At 73.9% G+C, this 19,821-nt stretch carries 16 protein-coding genes; 13 read left to right on the top strand and 3 right to left on the bottom strand.

Annotation, left to right across the window (positions count from 1 at the left end; all coding sequences use genetic code 11):
• Window positions 1-76: 76 nt before the first annotated feature.
• The 8 genes from BLS99_RS13630 to BLS99_RS13590 all read left to right on the top strand — a co-directional run bounded on the left by BLS99_RS13630 (window position 77) and on the right by BLS99_RS13590 (window position 12,629).
• The gene (locus BLS99_RS13630) at window positions 77-2,779 is read left to right on the top strand and encodes an AfsR/SARP family transcriptional regulator (protein WP_091050374.1); all 2,703 of its coding nucleotides are present in this window, start codon (window positions 77-79) and stop codon (window positions 2,777-2,779) included.
• A gap of 923 nt (window positions 2,780-3,702) precedes the next feature.
• Window positions 3,703-4,317, top strand: a complete 615-nt coding sequence (locus BLS99_RS13620; RefSeq protein ID WP_091050367.1) for a hypothetical protein — start codon at window positions 3,703-3,705, stop codon at window positions 4,315-4,317.
• Complete coding sequence (locus BLS99_RS13615) at window positions 4,314-6,734, top strand: serine/threonine-protein kinase (protein ID WP_091050364.1); 2,421 nt, start codon at window positions 4,314-4,316, stop codon at window positions 6,732-6,734. The genes BLS99_RS13620 and BLS99_RS13615 overlap by 4 nt, the downstream gene beginning before the upstream one ends.
• 40 nt (window positions 6,735-6,774) lie before the next feature.
• Window positions 6,775-8,058 carry a VWA domain-containing protein gene (locus tag BLS99_RS13610; protein ID WP_091050360.1) on the top strand — a complete coding sequence of 428 codons (1,284 nt, stop codon included), beginning with the start codon at window positions 6,775-6,777 and terminating at the stop codon, window positions 8,056-8,058.
• A complete protein-coding gene (locus tag BLS99_RS13605; RefSeq protein ID WP_143034792.1) occupies window positions 8,055-9,128 on the top strand; it encodes an FHA domain-containing protein in 1,074 nt (357 codons plus the stop codon). The genes BLS99_RS13610 and BLS99_RS13605 overlap by 4 nt, the downstream gene beginning before the upstream one ends.
• Window positions 9,125-10,534 carry a hypothetical protein gene (locus BLS99_RS13600; protein WP_091050358.1) on the top strand — a complete coding sequence of 470 codons (1,410 nt, stop codon included), beginning with the start codon at window positions 9,125-9,127 and terminating at the stop codon, window positions 10,532-10,534. The genes BLS99_RS13605 and BLS99_RS13600 overlap by 4 nt, the downstream gene beginning before the upstream one ends.
• A complete protein-coding gene (locus BLS99_RS13595; protein ID WP_091050355.1) occupies window positions 10,531-11,355 on the top strand; it encodes a transporter substrate-binding domain-containing protein in 825 nt (274 codons plus the stop codon). Before BLS99_RS13600 ends, BLS99_RS13595 begins: the two co-directional genes overlap by 4 nt.
• The gene (locus tag BLS99_RS13590; RefSeq protein WP_218126483.1) at window positions 11,352-12,629 is read left to right on the top strand and encodes an MFS transporter; all 1,278 of its coding nucleotides are present in this window, start codon (window positions 11,352-11,354) and stop codon (window positions 12,627-12,629) included. Before BLS99_RS13595 ends, BLS99_RS13590 begins: the two co-directional genes overlap by 4 nt.
• A 169-nt stretch (window positions 12,630-12,798) precedes the next feature.
• Here BLS99_RS13590 and BLS99_RS13585 read toward each other — a convergent pair whose 3' ends face one another.
• Together BLS99_RS13585 and BLS99_RS13580 are read right to left on the bottom strand one after the other, a co-directional pair.
• Window positions 12,799-13,101, bottom strand: coding sequence for a hypothetical protein (locus BLS99_RS13585; RefSeq protein ID WP_091050350.1), 303 nt, complete (start codon window positions 13,099-13,101; stop codon window positions 12,799-12,801).
• Entirely contained in the window at window positions 13,091-13,420 is a 330-nt protein-coding gene (locus tag BLS99_RS13580) for a hypothetical protein (protein ID WP_091050347.1), read from the bottom strand. Before BLS99_RS13580 ends, BLS99_RS13585 begins: the two co-directional genes overlap by 11 nt.
• 223 nt (window positions 13,421-13,643) lie before the next feature.
• Here BLS99_RS13580 and BLS99_RS13575 point away from each other — a divergent pair, with 223 nt between their 5' ends.
• Together BLS99_RS13575 and BLS99_RS13570 are read left to right on the top strand one after the other, a co-directional pair.
• The gene (locus BLS99_RS13575) at window positions 13,644-14,453 is read left to right on the top strand and encodes a helix-turn-helix domain-containing protein (RefSeq protein ID WP_091050344.1); all 810 of its coding nucleotides are present in this window, start codon (window positions 13,644-13,646) and stop codon (window positions 14,451-14,453) included.
• Complete coding sequence (locus BLS99_RS13570; RefSeq protein WP_143034791.1) at window positions 14,450-14,701, top strand: DUF397 domain-containing protein; 252 nt, start codon at window positions 14,450-14,452, stop codon at window positions 14,699-14,701. The genes BLS99_RS13575 and BLS99_RS13570 overlap by 4 nt, the downstream gene beginning before the upstream one ends.
• A 68-nt stretch (window positions 14,702-14,769) precedes the next feature.
• On the opposite strand, the gene BLS99_RS13565 is transcribed toward BLS99_RS13570, so the two are convergent.
• Window positions 14,770-17,553, bottom strand: coding sequence for an AfsR/SARP family transcriptional regulator (locus tag BLS99_RS13565; RefSeq protein WP_091050342.1), 2,784 nt, complete (start codon window positions 17,551-17,553; stop codon window positions 14,770-14,772).
• 249 nt (window positions 17,554-17,802) lie between these two features.
• On the opposite strand from BLS99_RS13565, the gene BLS99_RS13560 reads away from it, so the two are divergent.
• The 3 genes from BLS99_RS13560 to BLS99_RS13550 are packed head-to-tail and all read left to right on the top strand — an operon-like array spanning window position 17,803 to window position 19,736.
• The gene (locus tag BLS99_RS13560) at window positions 17,803-18,456 is read left to right on the top strand and encodes a hypothetical protein (RefSeq protein ID WP_218126482.1); all 654 of its coding nucleotides are present in this window, start codon (window positions 17,803-17,805) and stop codon (window positions 18,454-18,456) included.
• A gap of 9 nt (window positions 18,457-18,465) precedes the next feature.
• Complete coding sequence (locus BLS99_RS13555; protein ID WP_218126481.1) at window positions 18,466-19,230, top strand: hypothetical protein; 765 nt, start codon at window positions 18,466-18,468, stop codon at window positions 19,228-19,230.
• Between the two features lie 17 nt (window positions 19,231-19,247).
• Complete coding sequence (locus tag BLS99_RS13550) at window positions 19,248-19,736, top strand: hypothetical protein (RefSeq protein WP_143034790.1); 489 nt, start codon at window positions 19,248-19,250, stop codon at window positions 19,734-19,736.
• Window positions 19,737-19,821 lie beyond the last annotated feature (85 nt).

Genomic DNA, 19,821 nt, shown 5'->3' with positions numbered 1-19,821 from the left:
GGCCGCTGCCGACGGCGACGGGAGTCCGGTACCCTGGTCCCTCCGGGTCCCCCTCCCCAGCAACCACCGGAGTCCCATGCGGTTCATGGTCCTCGGCCCGCTCCAGATCGCCGTCGACGGAGCGCCGGAGCCGCGCCCGCTCCTCGGCAAGACCGCCGCCATCCTCGCCGTGCTCCTGCTCGAACGCAACCGTCCCGTCGGCACCGGCCGCCTCATCGAGGCCGCCTGGGACGAGCCGCCCCGCACGGCCCTGCGGCAGATCCAGAACCGGGTCGCCGAGATCCGCAGCCTCATCGCCGACGACCCCGGGTGCGCCCTGGAGACCATCGGCGCCGCCTACCGGCTCCAGGTCGGCCCCGGCGGGATCGACGTCGACCGCTTCGAGTCCGCCCGCGCCTTCGCCCACTCGCTCATGGAGGACGGCGACCCCGTCGAGGCCCTCGCGGTCTACGACCGGGCGCTGAAGCTGTGGCGCGGGCCCGCCTTCGCGGGGATCGCCGGGCGCCTCATCGAGCACGGCGCGGCCGTCCTGGAGGAGTCCCGGATGGAGGTCGTGGAGGAACGCCTCGACCTCCTCCTCTACCTCCGCCGCTTCGACCAGGCCGCCATCGAGGCGCGGGCCCTGCTCGCCGACCACCCGTTCCGCGAGCGCCTGGTCTGCCAGCTCATGATCGGCCTCCACGCCACCGGCCGCACGGCCGAGGCGCTGGAGGCGTTCGAGCACCTGCGCCGGGCCCTCGCCGACACGCTCGGCGCCGACCCCGGCCCGCAGGTGCGGCGCACGCACCTCGACGTGCTCCAAGGCAACCTCGACCCGCACACCCGCACCGGCGAGCCCTCGGTGCGGCGCCCGGCGCCGGTCCCGCGCCAGCTGCCGGCGCCCGTCCCCGGCTTCGTGGGCCGCGCCGTCGAACTCGGACGCATCGACGCGCGGTGGACCGGACGCGACGCCAAGAGCCCCTTGGTCGTCGCCATCACCGGCATCGGCGGCGCGGGCAAGACCTCCCTCGGCCTGGAGTGGGCCCGGCGCCGCACCGCCGACTTCCCCGACGGCCAGCTCCACGCCGACCTGCGCGGCGGCGACGCCGCCGGGGCCGCCGACCCCCTCGCGGTGCTGCACGGCTTCCTGCGCGCCCTCGGCACCCGCCAGGCCGACCTCCCCGACGACCCCGGCCAGGCCGCCGCGAACTACCGCGCGCTCCTGGCCGGCCGCCGCTTCCTGGTCTTCCTCGACAACGCCCGGGACGCCGACCAGGTGCGCCCCCTGCTGCCCGGCGCGGGCGGCTCGGCGCTGGTGGTCACCGGGCGGGCGCGGTTCGACCGGCTGCGGCACGTGAGCGACGCCGTCACGGTCGAGATCGCCGAACTCCCCGAACCCGATGCCATCGCGCTGCTGCGGGGCCTGACGGGCGACACCGCCGCGCGGGAGGCCGACGCCGCTGCCGTCGCGGCCCACTGCGGCGGCCTGCCGCTGGCGCTGCGGATCGCCGCCGGGCTGCTGGACGACCGGCCCGCACTCGGGTTGGCGGGCTTGGCGAAGCGCCTCGGCGACGGCCGCCTGTGGCAGGCGGGCGAGCGCGGGGAGATCGCCCGCGTCTTCGACCTCTCGTACGCGGGACTCGAAGCGGAGGAGCGCCGGTGCCTCCGCGACCTGGCGCTGCTGCCGGGCCCGGACATCGGCGAGCGCACGGCGCTGCGGCTGGCCTCGGCCTCGGGCGCCGACGGCGAGGCGGTCTTGGCGGCACTGGTCGCGGCGCACCTGCTGCGCGCGGGGGCGGACGGCCGGTACCGGCTGCACCGGCTGGTAGGGGAGTACGCGCGGGCGAAGGAGCCCGCCACGCCGGACGAGGAGCGGGCGCTGCGCGAGCGGGCGGTGGCGGCGTTCCGCGACCTGCGCGCCCCGGCGCCGCTGGCGGAGTACGGCTTCCTGACGGCCGCGTATCGCGCCTGGGCGGCCTTCCCGGAGGGCGCCGCGCTCGCGGATGTGCTGTGCGGCTTCGCGAAACGAGGCCACCGGCCCGAGGAGCTGGAGCGGCTGGGCGAGGCCGCACTGGCTGCGATCGGCCCTGACGGGCAGGCCGGAGCGCCCGGTGCCGCCGGGCCGGCCGGCGCGATGGCGGCCGGTCGCACGGAGACGGCGACCGGGAGCGGGCCGGGTTCCGTCAGGGACTCGGCCGGACCGAATACGGTGGCCGGCGGCGGACCAGGGCTCGGCGGAGTCGGCAGTGGCTCAGGCGGACCCGGAGCGGCGGCCGGCGGCACGGCCGCCGGACCGGACTCGGGTGGGGACGCTTCTATCCTCAGCGGTGTGGACCCGCTGCACCTCGCCCGCCACCGGAACCTCGTGGCGGTCGCCGCGTACGCGCGCGGGGCGCTGGCCAAGGCCGAGGAGTACGGCAGGGCCGCGCTCGAGGCGATGGAGCGCACCGAGCACGGCGACCGGTACGGCAGCGCCCGCGCGAACCTCGCGACCGCGCTGGCCCGGCTCGGCCGGGAGCGCGAAGCGCTGCCGCTGCTGGCCTCCGCTCTGGACGCCGCGGAAAGCGCTGGCCGCGAAGCGGACGCGGGGGTCATGAGCATGACCCTCGGCTGGCTCCACTACCGGATGCGGGACTTCGCCGCCGCCGAACAGGCCCTCGTCCCGGCGCTCGCCCGCTTCGATCGGGGCGGCGATCCGGCTGGCGCCCGCGAGGTCCATGCGCATCTCGCCGAGGTCTACCGGGCTTGGGGGCGGCACGCGCAGTCGCGGGCGAGCCTGCGGCGCATGACCGGCTCATGATTTCTTCACAGCCGGTCACCGCCGACCTCGCCGGATGACCAGTTTGCCCTGGTAGTAGGCGAATCGGGGCGGATTCGACGGTACCCCTGCCGGGCCCTCCCGCACTACGCTGTCGCATAGGACACAGGAACCGGTTGCAGCGGAAGGAGGTCGACATGGCACCCACAGACCGCGACGCGGTCGAGCAGGCCCTCGACGACCGCCTCGCCGACCGCGACCAGGTCGCCGCCCTCCTCCTCGACTGCGAGGCCCGCACCTCCTTCGGGTGGCTGCGGCTGGAGGCGGACGCCGCCGCGGGCGGCCGCTGCGCGAGGGCGCTGGGGGAGTGGGACCGCCTCTGGGCCCTGTTCCGCTCCTGGGACGCCCGCCTGCGAGAGATCGCCGCCCTCCGCGACGGGAAGGGCCGCCTCGGCCGGGCCGCGGATGTGGCGGAAGCGATGCTCAACGGCCACTTCATAGACCCGGACCCGGAGCCGGAGTTGCGAGGGAGGGGTGACGCCCCTCGGCCGGCGCCACACGAGGCGGGCGGTCGGGAGGGCTCGGCCGACCCGACCGGCTCGGCGGCTTCGGCGCATTCGGCCGGCCCGCCTGACCCGCCCGATTCGTCCGGAAGTGCGGGTGGCCCCGGTTCGAACCCGAGTGCCGGTGGCGCGCCGCGCCCCGGAGCGGACTCGGCGGCCGGCTCGGCTGACGCCGCCGGATCGGCTGGGGGCGCGGGCGGCCGCGGCTCGAACCCGGCCGCTGGCGGTGTGCCGCATCTCGGGGTGGACTCGGCGAGCGGTGTCGGTGGGTCTCGTGCGGGAGGCGATTCGGCTAGCGGTGGGCCTGGCGCGAATTGGTCGGGGGCGGACTCGGCCGATGTTCACCTGGGCGCCTTCGGATTCGCCCTCCGACCGGAGCTCGGCGCGCCTCCCGGGTTCGGCGTGGGGCGTCCCGGGGGCGGCGAGCCGACCGGGACCCGGCTCCGCCACGACGGCGTGCTCGCCGTGCTGGCCGACCGCTTCCGGACCGTCTCCGACCTCCTCGACGAGATCGAGGCCGCCTTCGCCCAGGCGGCGCTCGACGGGACCGACCCCCTCGTCTCCCGGCTCGACGCCCTCGAAGCCCAAGAGTCGCAGGCCCTCGCCCGCTGGGCCGAGACCCGCGCCCGCATCAGCGACCCCCGCGTCCCCCGCCCGAGGACCGCCGCCGGGTCCCTTCGCGGGCGCCTCGCCGACATCCCCGCCCTGGGCGAGCCCGGCTGGACCGAGACCACCCGCGTCCGCAAGCGCCTGTCCCGCAACATCGACGCCGCCGAGCGCCGCGTCGCCGACGCCCTCGCCGCCTGCAACGAGCCCCTGCACCACCGCAACCGCCTCCGCAGCGAGGCCGAGGCCTACCGCGCCCGCGCCGACCGCCTCGGACTCGCCTCCGACCCGCGGTTCCGCACCGCCTGGGAACGCGCCCGAACCGTCCTGTGGACCGCCCCCTGTTCACTTCCCGAGGCCCGCAAGGCCGTCGACGCCCTCGCCGCGTCCGTGAACGGAGACCGCCCATGACCGACCCCTGCACCCGCTGCGGCGGCGCCATCGACGCCGACGGCTACTGCGACGACTGCGGCCTCCAGGCCCTGCCGTCCGCGCCCTTCGCCACCGGTCCGATGTTCTCGGGCGGGCCGACCCCGCCCGCGGGTCCGCCGCAGTACGGACCCGGCGCCGGCCCGCCCGCGCCCGGCGCCGCACCGCAGCCCGCATACGCTCCCGGCGCCGGGCCCGCCGCGCAGCCGTCGCACGCCGCCAATCCGGGCGCCGGCCTCGCCGCGCAGCCCGCCAACGCCTCCGCCCCGCCCACCACCTGCTCCCACTGCGGCGGGGCCTTCGACCCGGACGGCTACTGCGATGACTGCGGCCGCCCCGCCGCCCCCGCGCCCGCCGCCGCCCCTTCTTTCAACAGCACCCCTTCGACCCCCTCCGCTCCCTCCACCTCCTCCCGCCGCTCCGCCGGCCGCCTCGGCACCGGGCTCGCCGACCTGCCCTCGGTCCCCGTCACCGACCCCACCTCCGCGCTCATGACCGACCCGGCCGTCCCCGCCGGGGACCGCCGCTGCGCCAACGGCCACCGACTCGGCCACGTCGACCGCGCCGCCGGGTTCTGCCCCGAGTGCGGCGCCGCCTTCGACTTCACGCCCGCCCTCAAGCCCGGCGACCTCGTCGCCGGCCAGTACGAGATCCGCGGCTGCATCGCCCACGGCGGCCTCGGCTGGATCTACCTCGCCGCCGACCGGAACCTCGACGGCAAGTGGGTCGTCCTCAAGGGACTGCTCAACACCACCGACGCCGCGGCCCTCGCCGCTGCCGAGGCCGAGCGCCGCTTCCTCATCGCCGTCGACCACCCCGGCATCGTCAAGATCCACAACTTCGTGCAGCACCGCGACCCCCGCGACGGCACCCTCTCCGGCTACCTCGTCATGGAGTACATCGGCGGCGTCTCCCTCGGCGACCAGCTCCGCACCCGCCTCGCCGAGCGCCGCGGCCCGATGCCCCCCGAGTGGGCGATCCCCTGCATCCTCGAAGCCCTCGCCGCCTTCGGCCACCTCCACGCCTCCGGCATGGTCTACTGCGACCTCAAGCCCGCCAACCTGATCCAGGTCGGCGACCGCATCCGCCTCATCGACCTCGGCGCCATGCGCCGCATCGGCGACACGGGCGGCGACGTCTGGGGCACCATCGGCTACCAGGCCCCCGAGATCACCGGCGACCGCTTCCCCGACGTCGCCTCCGACCTCTTCACCGTCGGCCGCACCCTCGCCGTCCTCACCCTCGCCCACGTCCCCGCCGCCCGCGGCGCCTCGGGCGTCCCCGTCGCCGTGCCGCTCCCGCCGCGCCCCGAAGGCTTCGACGAATCCCTGTACCTCCTCCTCGAACGCGCCTGCCACCCCGACCCGCGCTCCCGCTTCGCCTCCGCCGCCGACATGGCCGACCAGCTCACCGGCGTCCTGCGCCAGATCCGCGCCGGACTCGACGACACCCCCTACCCCGCCGTGTCCGCCCACTTCGGACCCGAGCGCGGCGCCTACGCCAGCGCCGTCAGCCCCGCCCCCTCGCAGGTCCTCGCCCCCGCCGACCCCCTCCACGCCCGCCGCCTGCTGCCCGCCCCGCTCACCGACCCCGCCGATCCCGCGGCGGTCGCCCTGGCCGGCCTCGCCGCCGAGCCGCCCGAGACCGCGCTCCCCCTGGTGGAGGCCCTGCCGCGCACGCCCGAGGCCCGCCTGGCGCAGCTCCGCCTCGCCGCCGAGACCCGCTCCGAGCGCACCGACCCGCTCCTGGTCGAGGCCGCCGCCGAACTCGGCGCGGACTGGCGCCTGGACTGGTACCGCGGGGTGGCCGCCCTGGGCGACACCGACCGCCGACCGGACGCGGCCTACTGGTTCTCCCGCGTCCGCGCCCACCTCCCCGGCGAGCTGGCCCCGTTGCAGGCGCTGGCGATCAGCGCCGAAGCCCTCGGCGGCGGCACCGCGCACCACGCCCGCGTGTGGCGCACCGACCGCGGTTTCACCAGCGCCGCATTCGGTCTCGCCCGCGGCGCGGGCGACTTCGCGGCCCTGGAGGCGGTCCCGGCGTCCTCGTCGAGCCACGCCGCCGCCCGCCAGGCGCTGCTGGCGCGGCTCGTCCGCGAGCCCGTGCCGACCCTCGCCGGCCTCAAGCGCGCCGCCGCGCTCCTTGAAGGACTGACCACACTGGACAGGGCCGAGGCCGACCTGCTCGAAGCCGAACTCTGGAGCACGGCCGCCGACGTGCTCGACCGCACCGGCCCCGAACCCGACACGGTCCTGTACGGGGTCCCGTTCACCGCCGAGGCGGTCGGCACCGCCCGCGAGGCGGTCCTGCGCCGCATCGCCGCGAGGACCCCCTCGCCGCGGGTGCGCTGGTCGATCGTCGGGGAGGCCAACCGCGTGCGCCCCCGGACCTGGCTGTGACCCGCCCCCGCCGCCCCACTCCGCTCGAAGGGAACCCGAGATGACCGACACCACCGCCTTCACCCTCACCGTGGACCAGAACAAGTTCGTGCCGCCCGGCACCGCCGAGATGGCGGCCGTGCTCGGCATCGAGTGCCGCACCACGGAGTCCGCCGCGGCCGAGGTCGCCGAGGTCATCGTCATCGACCGCTCCCCGTCGATGGGCGGCGTCAAGCTCGCCGAGGCCAAGCGCGCCGCCAAGGCCGCCCTGGACGCCCTCCGCGAGGACGCCTACTTCGCGATCGTCGCGGGCGGCCACGACGCCACCCAGCTCTACCCCGGGGGCGGCGCCCTCGCCACCGCGATCCCGAGGCACCGCAAGGCCGCCGCGAACGCCATCGACCGCATGACGCTCGGCAACCTCACCTACACCGGCGTGTGGCTGCGCTGCGCCGCCGACCTGCTCGCCTCCCGCCCCGGCGCGATCGGCCACGTGCTGCTCCTCACCGACGGGATGGTCAACCAGGACAGCGCCTCCTACACCGCCGACCTCGACTACTGCGAGGGCAGGTTCGCGTGCGACGCGGTCGGCATCGGCATCGACTGGGACCCCGACCAGCTCAAGCACATCGCCGACCGCTTCCAGGGCACCCGCGCCTTCATCGAGGACCTCGCCGACCTCACCGACTACTTCACCGAGGTCTGCGGCAAGGCCATGGGCAAGGCGTACGGCGACGTCGCGCTCTTGGTCCGCACCCCCGCCGACGTGGCGATCGGGTCGCTGCGACAGGTCTACCCGACCCTCCAGGACCTCGCGGGCCACCGCCGCGACCTCGACGCCCGCAGCGCCCTGTTCCCGCTGGCCGCGTGGGGCACCGAGACCCGCGAGTACATGCTGGACGTGGCCGCCCCGGCCTGGCCGGTGGGGGAGGAGCGCCGCGCCGCGCAGGTCCTCCTCGTGCGCGGCCCCGACCACGAGGTCCTGGCCCGCGGCAACCTCCTCGTGTGCTGGACCGACGACCCGGTCCTGAACACCGAGGTGAACGCCAAGGTCGCCGTCCACACCGGGCAGGAGCAGCTGGCCGCGCACGTGCGCACCGGCCTCGCCGCCCTCCGCGCGGGCGACCCGCCGACCGCCACCCGCCACCTCGCCACGGCCCGCACCCTCGCCGAGGAGGCCGGCAACCGCGCCACCGCGCGCCTCATCGAGCGCATCATCGACTTCGACCCGGGGACCGGCACCGCCCGCCTCAAGCAGGGCGTGACCGAGGAGGACCGGCTCGCCATCGACGTGGGCACCGACCGCACGGTCCGCACGCCCACCTCGCGAACGGAGCTCACGTGACCGTCACCTGCCCGAGCTGCGACGGCGAGTCCGCCGACACCGAGTGGTGCGACCACTGCGGCCGCCCCCTCGCCGGCGGCGACGCGGCGCTGCCGCTCCACGCCACCGGCCCGATCCTGCCCCAGCCCCGCTGCCCCGCCTGCGGGGAGCGGCGCCTGGGCCGCTTCTGCCAGGCGTGCGGCTACAACTTCGAGGGCGACGACCCGGGCCCGAGCCCGATCAGCGGCCACACGACGTTCGCCTCGGATGCGGCTGCGGCCGTCGCCGACCCGCACGCGGACGGGCACTCCGGCCCGGCCGGAACCGACGCCCCGGGCGGCGGGACCGACCCCGATCCGGCCGCGGCGGCGGTGCGGTGGCCGGACCCGGCCCCGGGCAACGGGTCCGAGCAGGACCGATCGCCCAGCGGCGGGCCGGATTCGGACCGGGATCCTGGCGCGGCCTCCGGGGCGGTACGGGCACCTGACTCGGACCGATCGCCGGGCGGCGCCGCGGGCGGTGGGCCCGATTCGGACCGGGACCCTGGCACGGCTTCCGGGGCGGTGCGGCGGCCCGACCCCGCCCGCAGCGGCGGACCCGCTCGATCGCCTGGAGCCGACGCCGCCGCGAGCGGCGGACCGGCCCGCCCCGGCGACCCCGCCCGCGGAGCCGCCCCTCCCGGCCCCGCCTTCGAAGTCCTCGTCTCCGCCGACCGCGACTTCTACGACCGGCTCGCCGTCCACGCCGACAGCGACTCGCTCCCCTTCCCGCCCTACGCCCCCGACCGCACGATCTCCTTGCGCGGCGACCAGGTCCGCATCGGCCGGGGCCGCCGCGACGGCGGCGACCGCCCGGAGATCGACCTCGCCGCCGCACCCGCCGACATCGGCGTCTCCCACCTCCACGCCGTCCTCATGCGCACAGGCGACACCTGGTCCATCGTGGACCTCGGCTCCTACAACGGCACCCGCCTCGGCGGGCGCCGCCTCGAAGCCAACGTCCCCGTCCCGCTCCCCGAGGGCACCCCGATCCACCTCGGCGCCTGGACCGCGATCCGCCTGCGCCGCATAGGAAAGGAGGACAACCGATGAGGAGCACCCCCGTCCTCGCCCGCCGCGCGGTCACCCGCCTCGACGAGGACCCCCTCACCGCCCGCCTCGAACTCGTCTACAAGACCGCCTCGCCCTCCAAGCTCCTGGTCCGCGCCGTCGCCGCCGTGGCCGCCCTCGCGGCCATGCTCACCGCCCTCGCCGTGGCCGCGGCCGCCGCCAACGACGCCCTCGACGTCATCGGCCACGAGGCCGGGCCCCAGGTCGTCGCTACCACCGACCTCTACTTCGCCCTCTCCGACGCCGACGCCCAAGTCGCCACCCTCCTGCTCCTCGGCACCTCCGACCAGGCCGGCACCGACGAGGCCCGCGCCCGCTACGACCAGCGCCGCGGCGAGATCGCCGCCGCCCTCCTCGAAGCCCACCGCCTCGCCGGCGACGACGCCGCCCAGCGCACCACCATCGAGACCGTCATGGAGCACTACGGCCGCTACGAGCAGCTGGCCGCCGAAGCCCTCCTCCTCGCCGAGCAGGCCGCCTACCCCCAGGGCGAGGCCCCGCCCGACGTCGTCGCCGCCTACCGCGAGGCCGGCGACCTAATGAGCGGCCAGCTCCTCCCGCTGTCCTACAACCTCACCCTGGAGAACGCCACCGCCGTCCGCGAGGCGTACGACCGCGCCGAGAACCGCATCGACACCGGCCTCCTCGTCGTCGCCGTCGCCGGAGCGATCGCCCTCGCCGCCCTCGTCTGGCTCCAGATCCACCTCGCCCGCGGCTACGGCCGCGTCTTCAACCCCTCCCTCCTGGTCGCCACCGCCGTCTGCCTCCTCTACCTCGGCACCGGCCTCGCGGTCCTGAACGCCGAGCAGTCCGCCCAGCAGACCGCCAAGGAGGGCGGCTTCGACAACGCCCTGTCCCTCGCCCGCGCCAACGCCGTCTCCAACGCCCTGTACGTGGACCAGGTCCGCTACCTCCTCGACGCCGAGCGCGCCGCCATCTACGAGCAGACCCTCTTCGACAAGGCCCAGGCCCTCCACTACCGGGAGGCCGGCAACCTCGGCGAGTACCGCGACCTCCTCGCCGAAGCGTGGAACGCGCCCCTCGCCGCGCCCGAACGCACCCCGGGCCTGCTCTCCGAAGCCTTCACCGGCAGCGACGCCACCTGGGACGCCGCCCGCGCCTGGCAGACCCTCATGAACGCCGACGCCGCCATGCGCGAAGGCGACGGCACCGCCGCCGAACGCCTCGCCTCGGTCCGCGAGGCGTACATCGACTACGACACCGCGCTGGCGGCCCTCTCCGAGGAGCACCTGGGCACCTTCCGCGCCGGGATCGAGGAGGGCGAGCAGGCCATCGCCGACTTCGCGTTCCTCCTGCCCGCCGCGATGGTCGCGCTGGCCGCCTTCACCTTCACGGGCATCGCCCCCAGACTCAGGGAGTTCCGATGACACCGACGTTCCGGCGCACGGCCCCGCTCCTCGCCGCCCTCTGCGCCCTCCCGCTCGCCGCCTCCGGCTGCGCCGCCGACCACGACTCCATCCTGGACGGCGACGTGCTCCGCATCGCCGTCCAGACCGACCAGCCGCTCATCGGCTGGGAGAACGACGAGGGCCGGTACGAGGGCTTCGACGTCGACACCGCCCGCTACATCGCCGAAAGCCTCGGCAAGGAGATCGAGTGGGTCCCGATCCTCACCGCCGACCGCGAGACCGTGCTCCTCGAGGACCGCGCCGACCTCACCATCGCCTCCTTCTCCATCACCCAGGAACGCAAGCGCGACATCGCCTTCGCCGGTCCCTACGCCATCGCCCACCAGGACCTCCTCGTGCGCGCCGACGACACCACGATCACCGGCCTCGCCGACATCGAGGGCCGCCGCCTCTGCTCCGCGCGCGGCTCCAACGTCGCCGACCGCATCACCGTGGAGCACGGCGTCTCGGCCGTCCCGGTCGAGGCCGAGGACTCGATCGCCTGCCTGGAGATGCTGATCGCCGGGGAGGTCGACGTCCTCGCCACCGACGACCGCATCCTCGCCGGCCTCGCCTGGCAGTCCGGCGGCGCCGCCCGCCTCGTCGGCGCCGGCTACTCCGAAGAGCGCCTGGGCATCGGCATGCAGCAGGGCGACACGGCCGGCTGCGAGGCCGTCAACCGCGCGATCACCGACATGTACGCCGACGGCACCGCCGAACTCCTCATGCGCCAGTGGTTCGCGCCCGCCGGGATGGACCTCGAATCGATCCCGATCCCCCAGTACGAAGGGTGCGCATGATGGCCGTCCTCACCGCCAAGCCCGGCACCGCCCGCTCGCCCCGCGCGGTCATCGCCGCCTGCGCCGTCGGCACCTCCCTGGAGTGGTACGACTTCTTCCTCTACGGCACCGCCGCCGCCCTCGTCTTCGGCCCCCTGTTCTTCCCCTCGGCCTCCCCGGCCGCCGGAACCCTCCTCGCCTTCGCCACCTACGGGATCGGCTTCGCCGCCCGCCCGATCGGCGGCATCCTCTTCGGACACCTCGGCGACCGGGTCGGGCGCCGCAACGTCCTCGCGGTCTCGCTGCTGCTCATGGGCATGTCGACCTTCCTCATCGGCATCCTCCCCACCTACAACAGCATCGGCCTCGCCGCGCCGGTCATCCTCGTCCTCCTGCGCTTCCTGCAAGGGCTCAGCCTCGGCGGCGAATGGGGCGGCGCGGTCCTGCTCTCCATGGAGCACGACCGCCGCGACCGCTGGGGCGCGGCCGCCGCCTGGGTCCAGCTCGGCGTCCCCGCGGGCAACCTCCTCGCCGCGGGCGTGCTCGCCGGATCGAACCTGATCCTCAGCGACGCCGCCTTCATGACCTGGGGCTGGCGCCTCGCGTTCCTCGTGTCGGCCCTGCTCTCCCTGGTGGGCCTGTGGATCCGGAGCAACGTCGCCGAGTCGCCCCTGTTCGCCTCGATCCGCGCGGTCCCCGCCAACCCGCTCGGCGAGGTCTTCCGCACCCACAAGCGCGCCCTGCTCGCGGCGTTCTGCACCCGCATCGGTGTCGATGTGGCCTTCTACGTCTTCACGCTCTACCTCATCACCTACCTCACGGAGGTGGTCGGCGTCGGCCAGGACGTGGGCCTCGGCGCGGTCCTGGCCGGATCGGCCGTGCAGCTCCTGCTCATACCCTGGTTCGTGCGGCTCTCGGACCGCATGGGCCGCAAGGGCATCATGGCCGCGGGCACCGTGGCGGCCGGAGTGTGGGCCTGGCTGTTCTTCCCGCTCCTCGACACCGGCTCGACCGCGTTCATCGCGGTGGCCGTGATCGTCGCACTGGTCGCGCACGCCGCGATGTACGGACCGCAGGCGGCGTTCATCGCCGAGCGCTTCGCCACCCGGGTGCGCTACTCGGGGACCTCGCTCGGCTACCAGCTCGCGGGCGTGCCCGGTGGCGCGCTGGCCCCGCTCATCGCGATCGGCCTGTACGGCGCCTTCGGGACCGGTGCGATCGCCCTCTACACGAGTGCGGCCCTGGGGATCACGCTCCTCGGCCTGGCGATGTCCCCGGCGCCCGCCGCGGACTGAACCGGGACAGAACCGGGGCCGGTCGATCCTCCACCCGGGATCGGCCGGCCCCGTCCGCGCGGGCCGTGTGAACGTCGGCCCCGCGCGGGGGAGGTGCGGCGGCGTTGAGAGGCCGCGTGCTTGCGCGGCCTGGGGGTTCCGCGACCGCGGCCCGCCCGCCGCACCGGGCTCAGGTGTTCTCGGGCCGGGCGATGAGGGCGTGGGCGCGGTCGAGGATCCAGGGGCACCACTCGTCGCCGCGCCAGGCGCCGCGCCACTCCGGGACGGGATCGGGCTCGTCGAAGAACCGGCAGATCTCGCGCGGCCCCGCCCCGTCGTTGCACTCGATCCGGTACTCGGGCGGTCCGAGCGGATGACCGCCGGACTCGGGGCCCACCTGGAACAGCGCGAACACCGCAGGGCCTCTTCTGAAGTCGCCGAGCCAGCCGTCCCTGCCCGGGTCGGTCTCGGCGAACGCCGCCTCAGCCGTCACAGAACCGGACCTTCCCCTGGCGGCGGTCGCCGATGGTCACCCCGTTGTAGAAGACCTTGAACGCGGCGTCCTCGACCCAGACCTTCCAGTCGGGCGCGAACGAGCGCCAACCCTGGCCCCAAGTCGCATGCAGCCGGCCGGAGTTGATCCCCGAGACGATCAGCACGATGTCCGCCGGATTGCCCTCCGCCGACACCTGGAACGAGTCCGGCGCGTCGACGCTCGACGCGCGGACCGTGAAGTCGGTGTGCCCATCGCTGAACCGCCCCCGTTCGAGTTCCCCGGGGCTCGGATTGCGCCCGCGGCTTTGTCTGTCCATCGCATGTCCTCCACTTCAGACCCCTGTGGGCCGCATGTACCGCCCGCGATGGATTGAGAGTAGGTCGGCGGAGAAGCCTCCACAAGTACGAATCGCCTGGTAGAGGGTGGGGCAGTTGGACAGGGACACAATGCATCGGCAGTAATGATCGGCAGTTTTGCGTGCCTAACTGCCGACCGTTTCGGGCCGTTGTGGATTCGCCGAAAGCTGTGATAATGAACGGATGGCGACCGAATCAGAACTTCTCGTGATCGTCGGCCGTGCCTTGCGGAAGCATCGCGATCGGGCCGGAAAGAGCACCAACGACCCGGAGGCTTGCGCGATCGTCGGATCGTCGCGATCGCTGAAGAGGGTCGAACAGGGGGTAAGAACACGGGTCAACTTCTCGCAGGTCGGTCGACTCTGCGACTACTACGGCGCGCCAGCACAGGTCAAGTACGAGCTGGAGCGCCTGTGGCGCCTGGCCGATGCCAAGATCTGGGCCCAGCCCAGCCATGCGATCGCCAACTCGGGATGGGACTCTTATCTGGAGTTCGAACAGCTCGCAGTCGCGCTCTACCTGTATCAGACCAAGGTGGTTCCGGGCCTCCTGCAAACCGAGGAGTACCTACGACGCTTCTTTGCGAAGAACTCGTTCGATGATCCCGCGACCTTCTCAGACCTCATCGACAAGCGACTAGAGAGGCAGGACCTGTTCTGGTCTCGACGCCCAGCCCCGGTGGTCCAATTCCTCCTGGATGAAGCTGTTCTGCGGCATGGTTGTGATGATCAGCAGTTCGCCCGACTGCTCGAGGCAGCGAGCTGGGAGAACGTAACCATCAAGTACCTGCCGTTCGGGGCAGGACCATATCCGATGTTGGATGTGCCGTTCTCCGTACTATCCTTCAGAGAACCCGAGGAGCCCAGCATCGTGTATCTGGAGAGTCCCTACGAGCGCCGCTTCTACGAGAGGCGCGATGCGGTGGGCATGTATCACCAGATCCTCGAAACCGGGTTCCTTCAAGCCAAGCCTCTGAAGGAGTTCCATCGATGAGCCAGGATGGGTGGCGCAAGTCGAGTCGGAGCAACGCCGCCGAGAACAGCAACTGCGTCGAGGCACGGGTGGCTCCCTGGCGGAAGGCCAGCCGGAGCCAGGCCACGGCGAACAGCGACTGCGTCGAGGCCCGCCCCGCTGCTTCCGGATTCCAGGTCCGGGACAGCAAGCTCGGTGAAGGTTCCCCGATCTTCGATCTCCCCGAAGGCGACTTCACCGGACTGCTCCGCGCCGCACGCCGCGCGTGAGATCCGACAACCGTTCAGGGGCGCTCCCGCCGGGAGCGCCCCTCGCGCGTCTGTAAGCCCGCGAACGCTCAGTCCTCAGACCCGTCGAGCGCGCTCAGCCGAGTCCGAAGCTCCTGCGCCCCAGGATGGTCCAAGTCGTCGAAGATCACCAAGGCCGCCTCCCAGACGCGGCGAGCGGCCTCGGGGGAGCCCGCCGCGACATGGGTCTCGCCGAGGTGGACCAGGACCTCGGCTTCACCGCGCCGGAAGCCCAGCTCATGGAACTGAGCGAATGCGCCCTCGAACTCTGCGACGGCCCTAGGAAAGTCCCCGAGATGGTGGTGGACCGAGGCGATGTCGTCGCGCACAGCGGCCTCACTGGCCGGATCGCCGAGCTCTCGGAACAGGGCCCTGGCCTGCTCGCTGTACGGCAGCGCGGCGGCGTGCTCGCCGACGACGAGGTGGTGGTAGCCGATCGCCTGGAGGGACCGGGCCCGGCCGACCCGGTCGCCGGTGGACTCGAACAGGGCGAGCGCCCGGCGGGTGGCGTCGAGCGCTTCGGGCAGTCGCCGCTGCCGCCGCCAGAGCCGCCCGAGGAGATGATGGGCGAGCGCCTGGCCGCGCTCGTCGTCCACCCGCTCGGACAGCGCGAGCGCCCGCTCCAGGTACTCCCGAGCGTCGGTGAACCGGTCCAGGCGGGCGGAGGTCTGGCCGAGGTCGCGGAGCGCGCGCGTCTGCGCTTCGGTGTCGCCGATCCGGGTCGCGGCCTTCAGAGCCCGCTCGCTGACGAGCACGAGGCCATGCGTGCGGCCCCGCCGGTTGAGATAATCGAGCAGGGTCCAGACCAACTGCCAGCAGTGGGCGTCATGGCCGAGCGCGGCGGAGCGGTCGACCAGCGCCGCCAGGACCGCGTCCTCGGCGCTGAACCAGCGCATCGCCGCGTCGCCGTCCGCGATCCGCTCGGGCTCGACACCCGCGGGGACGGGGGACAGGCGGATCGGGCTGCGCGTCGGATCGAGCAGCCGGTCGGCGGCGAAGGCGGTGTGCAGGTAGTGGTCGAGCATCCGGAGCCGGGCCGCGTCGCGCTCCTCCGGCTCGCGGTCCGCGAGTTCGAGTGCGAAGGCGCGCACCAGGTCGTGGAAGCCGTACCGGTGCTGCGGCGTCCACAGGAGCAGGTTCGCCTCGACCAGTTCGGCCAGGGCCGCCCGGGTCGGACGCAGTCCGGTGCCGGCCAGGCTCGCGGCGGCCGGGGCCGTCCAGTCGGGGCCCGGATGGAGGGCCAGAAGCGGGAGCAGGCGCGCCGTCTCGGGCGAGAGCTGCCGGTACGACCAGTCGAGCAGGGTGCGGGGATCGGTCTCGGGGTCGGCGGCGGCGAGGCCGTCCAGGGGGGTCGCGGCGGCGTCGAGTTCATCTGCGAGCACATCGAGCCCGTCACCGGGCCGTGAGGCCGCGGTCGCGGCGACCACGGACAGGGCGAGCGGGAGTCCGCGGCAGACGTCCAGGAGGCGCTGCACCGCATCGCGGTCGGCCAGCCGTTCGGCACCGAGCCGGCCCGCCAGGACCGCTCGCGCCTGCGGCTGCGGCATGGCCTCCAGCGGGACCACCATCGCCCCGGTGGAGGCGATCAAGCCCGTGAGGCGGTTGCGGCTGGTCACCACCACCGCGCAGTCGGCCGCGCCGGGCAGCAGCGGCCGCACCTGCGCCGGGTCCCGCGCGTTGTCGAGCAGCAGGAGCACCCGCTTGTCCGCGAGCAGGCGCCTGAACCGGGCCGCCCGCTGCTCGGTGCCCGCCGGTACCGCCGCCGGGGCGTCGCCCAGCGCCTCGATGAACGAGCGCAGCACCTCGCCCGGGTCGGCGGCGCTCTCGCCGGGGCCGAAACCGCGCAGGTCCGCGTACAGGCGCCCGTCGGGGAACCCGGCCGCGGCCCGGTGCGCCCAGTGGACCGCGACGGCCGTCTTGCCCATGCCCGCGCTCCCCGAGACCACCGCGATCCGCGCCGCCGAACCCGGGTCGGCCAGCGCCTCGAGCTGCTTGAGCTCCGCCTCCCGGCCCGAGAAGACGCGCAGGTCGAACGGCAGCAGGTCGACGGGCGCGGCGGGCGGCACCGTCCGAACCGGGGCCGCGGGGACCGCCGCGACCCGGCCGTCCAGGACCTGGCGGTGGACCTCCTGGAGTTCCCGGTCCGGTTCGGCCCCAAGGGTCTCGATCAGGACCGCGCGCGTCTCGCGGTAGACGGCCAGCGCCTCGCCCCGGCGCCCCGACCGCGCCAGCGCGAGCATGAGCTGCGCCGCGAAGTGCTCCCGCAGGGGCCGCTGGGCGAGCCGGTCGCGCAGCTCGGCGACGAGCCCCGCGTGGGCGCCGAGGTCCATGCCGAGGTCGATGTGCTGCTCGGCGACCTGGTCGAGGCGCTCCCGGAGCGCCGCACGGATCCAGTCGAAGCGGGCCCCGGCCTCGATGTCCTGGAAGGGCTCGCCGCGCACCAGCTCCAGCGCCCGCCCGTAGGCCGCGGCGGCGTCGGCCGCGCGGCCCTCGCCGCGGGCCCGCCGGGCCTGCTCGGCGTGCCGGTCGAAGTCCCACAGGTCGAGCTCCCCGGGTTCGACGCGGAGGCGGAACCCCTGCTCGTGCAGGATGCGCGGGACCTCGTCGCCCGGTTCGGCCAGGAGGGTCCGCAGCTTCCACACGAAGCTGCGGAGGTTGGCCTCGGCGGAGGGCGGCGGCTCGTCCCAGACCAGTTCGATCAGGCGGGTGCGGCTCAGCGTCCGGTTCGGGCTGGTGAGGAGTGCCGCCAGGACCGCGCGCTGGCGGGGCCCGCCGAGCCGGAGCGGGCGGCCGTCAGCGTCCGCGCGAAGCGGTCCCAGCACCCTGAAGCGCATGGCGCACAGGTTAACAGGACGGGTCGGGGAATCGACCGGTGCACTGTGGGCCGCACCGTCCGTGACCAGGGCGTTCACCTGCGTCGCGGAGCGGTGTATGCGCTTCGTATGCGCTGCTTGTGCGGGCGGCTCCCTACGCTGGCGGCAGCCGGTCCCGCCTCTCCGCACACCCACTTCCCCCCGCCTCCGTACCGCCTGATCGGCGGTGCGCGGGCGCCGACCCGGACCGGCCTAGAAAGGAAGCCCCCCATGCCGAGCACTCCTGCCAGGCGCCTGAGCGTCCGGGCGATATGCCTGGCCGCCGTCACCTTCACAACCGTCGCGGTCACCGCCGGCGTCGCCTGGGCGGCGTACACGGACAACATGTACCCGACGCCGTACGCGAACCTGGGCTGCCACGACGAGAACGGCCCAGACGGGAAGGTCTCCTGCCAGACCGACAACGCCACGCTCACGTACTACATGGACAGCTCCGGCTCGAACAAGCTGGAGACGGTGGACCGCAACGCCGTCAACAACGTCATGACCAATGTGTACGGACCGACGGACTTCTCCGTGAGCTACGACTCGACGCCCTCGTTCTCCGGCGGCGCCGAGACCGACATCGTCTACCAGGAGAGCTCGACCGGTGTCTCGGCCAGCGCCGACGGCGTGACGTTCTGCAACAACGCCGCCGACAGCCTGCGCTGCGACCAGCAGTACGTGCGCATCCGCGGCGGCGGCCACTTCGTCAAGGGGCTCACCTGCCACGAGACCGGCCACGCGGTCGGCCTGGTGCACGGCAACCAGGCGTCGCCGCAGAAGAGCAAGACCGACGAGGCCCTGGGCTGCATGGAGACTCCCACGAGCTCCGACGAGGGCCTGCAGGCCAACAACATCGCCAACATCAACGCCACCTACTGAGGAGGACCCATGCGCATCCGCACCCGTATCGCAGCCGCGGCCGGCGTCATGGCGGTCGCCTCCGCCACCGGCATCGCCGTCGCGGCCCTCGCCGCGCCCGCCCCCGACGGCCCGGAGGCGGCCGAGGAGGTCCTGCTCGGCCAGGGCTCCGACCACCTCCCGAGCATCACCGCCGACGACTGGGTCACCTACGCCGACCACGTGGTCGTCGTCGAGGCCGTGTCCGAGCAGGCCCTCGAACCCGACGCGGTGGAGGTCGAGCGCGGCGAGGGCGTCATCGGCCGCATCGTCTCCCTCACCGTCGAGGACGTGCTGTGGTCGCGCGAGGGCGCGCCGCAGCCGGCCCCCGCGACTTGGGAGTACTCGGGCCTCGGCTGGACCTTCACCGACGGGGACCTGGAGGACCCGATCGAGATGGCCCTCGACGGCTTCCCCCGGGTCGAGGTCGGCCACGAGTACGTGATGGCGATCCGCTGGGAGGAGGCCGTCTGCACCGACGACGGCGACGGCGTCCCGGCCCAGTGGCGCGGCCTCGGCGAGGGCTCGGAGGTGCCGTTCGACGAGGGCGTCCTCGGCAACGGCGAGTCCGAGGGGACCGTGCAGGACGCGGCGGCCTTCGCGGAGAGCCCCGACGTCCACCTCGACGAGGGGGTCGAAGAACTCCTCGTCGGCGAAGGCGCCGACGCGATCGTCGCGGCCCTGACCGAGGCGACGGCGGACACCGCCGCACTGACCGAAGTGCAGGAGTTCGCCGCGGCGAACTCCTGCGAGTGACCTGAGAGGACGAGTTCATGAGGGATTACGCAGACCGCCTGCGGCGCAGAGTGAGCCGGACCGTCGCGCGCACGGTGGTGTTCGTGGCTGCGGCCGCGCTCGCGGTGTTCGCACTGCCCGCCGCGGCCATGGCCGAGGACAACTTCTACGAGAGCTGCACGTTCTCCACGTTCAGCTGCCAGACCGGCGTGACGAACGTGCTGGTGGAGGGCGACTGCATGTCGGCGGGGTCGCAGGGGAACTACACGACGATCTGCGTCGACTACAGCGGCGACTACGTCTACGTGCACGACGGCCAGGCCGACGGCCACTCCGCGATCGGCTTCGTGTTCAGCACCAGGGGCTCGGTCAACAGCCGGATCTGCCGCAACAACCACGGGTACGACACCTGGGCGAAGTGCAATTTCAACTGGACCGAGGACGCCCTGCACAGCGCGTCGGCCGGCTACGTGGAGACGTACTACAGGATCCAGGAAGAGGTCCTCTGGGGGTGGTCGGGCAAGTAGCCCGCTGAAGCGGGCGCTCCCGCGAGGGGGCGCCCCTGCTTCGTTGCGAGACAGCGGAAAGCCGGGGCCGCGTCAGCCCTCTACA

This window comes from Glycomyces sambucus, assembly GCF_900102815.1.
In the GTDB taxonomy this organism is placed as follows: Bacteria; Actinomycetota; Actinomycetes; order Mycobacteriales; family Micromonosporaceae; genus Glycomyces; species Glycomyces sambucus.
This window is presented reverse-complemented; position numbering and strand designations above follow the sequence as displayed.

Excerpts from the sequence above, each read along its gene's own strand:
- BLS99_RS13550 (WP_143034790.1), top strand. The coding sequence starts at position 19,248 with ATGAGGGATTACGCAGACCGCCTGCGGCGCAGAGTGAGCCGGACCGTC.
- BLS99_RS13570 (WP_143034791.1), top strand. The coding sequence starts at position 14,450 with ATGAGCCAGGATGGGTGGCGCAAGTCGAGTCGGAGCAACGCCGCCGAG.
- BLS99_RS13595 (WP_091050355.1), top strand. The coding sequence starts at position 10,531 with ATGACACCGACGTTCCGGCGCACGGCCCCGCTCCTCGCCGCCCTCTGC.
- BLS99_RS13610 (WP_091050360.1), top strand. The coding sequence starts at position 6,775 with ATGACCGACACCACCGCCTTCACCCTCACCGTGGACCAGAACAAGTTC.
- BLS99_RS13580 (WP_091050347.1), bottom strand. The coding sequence starts at position 13,420 with ATGGACAGACAAAGCCGCGGGCGCAATCCGAGCCCCGGGGAACTCGAA.
- BLS99_RS13615 (WP_091050364.1), top strand. The coding sequence starts at position 4,314 with ATGACCGACCCCTGCACCCGCTGCGGCGGCGCCATCGACGCCGACGGC.
- BLS99_RS13600 (WP_091050358.1), top strand. The coding sequence starts at position 9,125 with ATGAGGAGCACCCCCGTCCTCGCCCGCCGCGCGGTCACCCGCCTCGAC.
- BLS99_RS13590 (WP_218126483.1), top strand. The coding sequence starts at position 11,352 with ATGATGGCCGTCCTCACCGCCAAGCCCGGCACCGCCCGCTCGCCCCGC.
- BLS99_RS13630 (WP_091050374.1), top strand. The coding sequence starts at position 77 with ATGCGGTTCATGGTCCTCGGCCCGCTCCAGATCGCCGTCGACGGAGCG.
- BLS99_RS13565 (WP_091050342.1), bottom strand. The coding sequence starts at position 17,553 with ATGCGCTTCAGGGTGCTGGGACCGCTTCGCGCGGACGCTGACGGCCGC.
- BLS99_RS13560 (WP_218126482.1), top strand. The coding sequence starts at position 17,803 with ATGCCGAGCACTCCTGCCAGGCGCCTGAGCGTCCGGGCGATATGCCTG.
- BLS99_RS13555 (WP_218126481.1), top strand. The coding sequence starts at position 18,466 with ATGCGCATCCGCACCCGTATCGCAGCCGCGGCCGGCGTCATGGCGGTC.
- BLS99_RS13575 (WP_091050344.1), top strand. The coding sequence starts at position 13,644 with ATGGCGACCGAATCAGAACTTCTCGTGATCGTCGGCCGTGCCTTGCGG.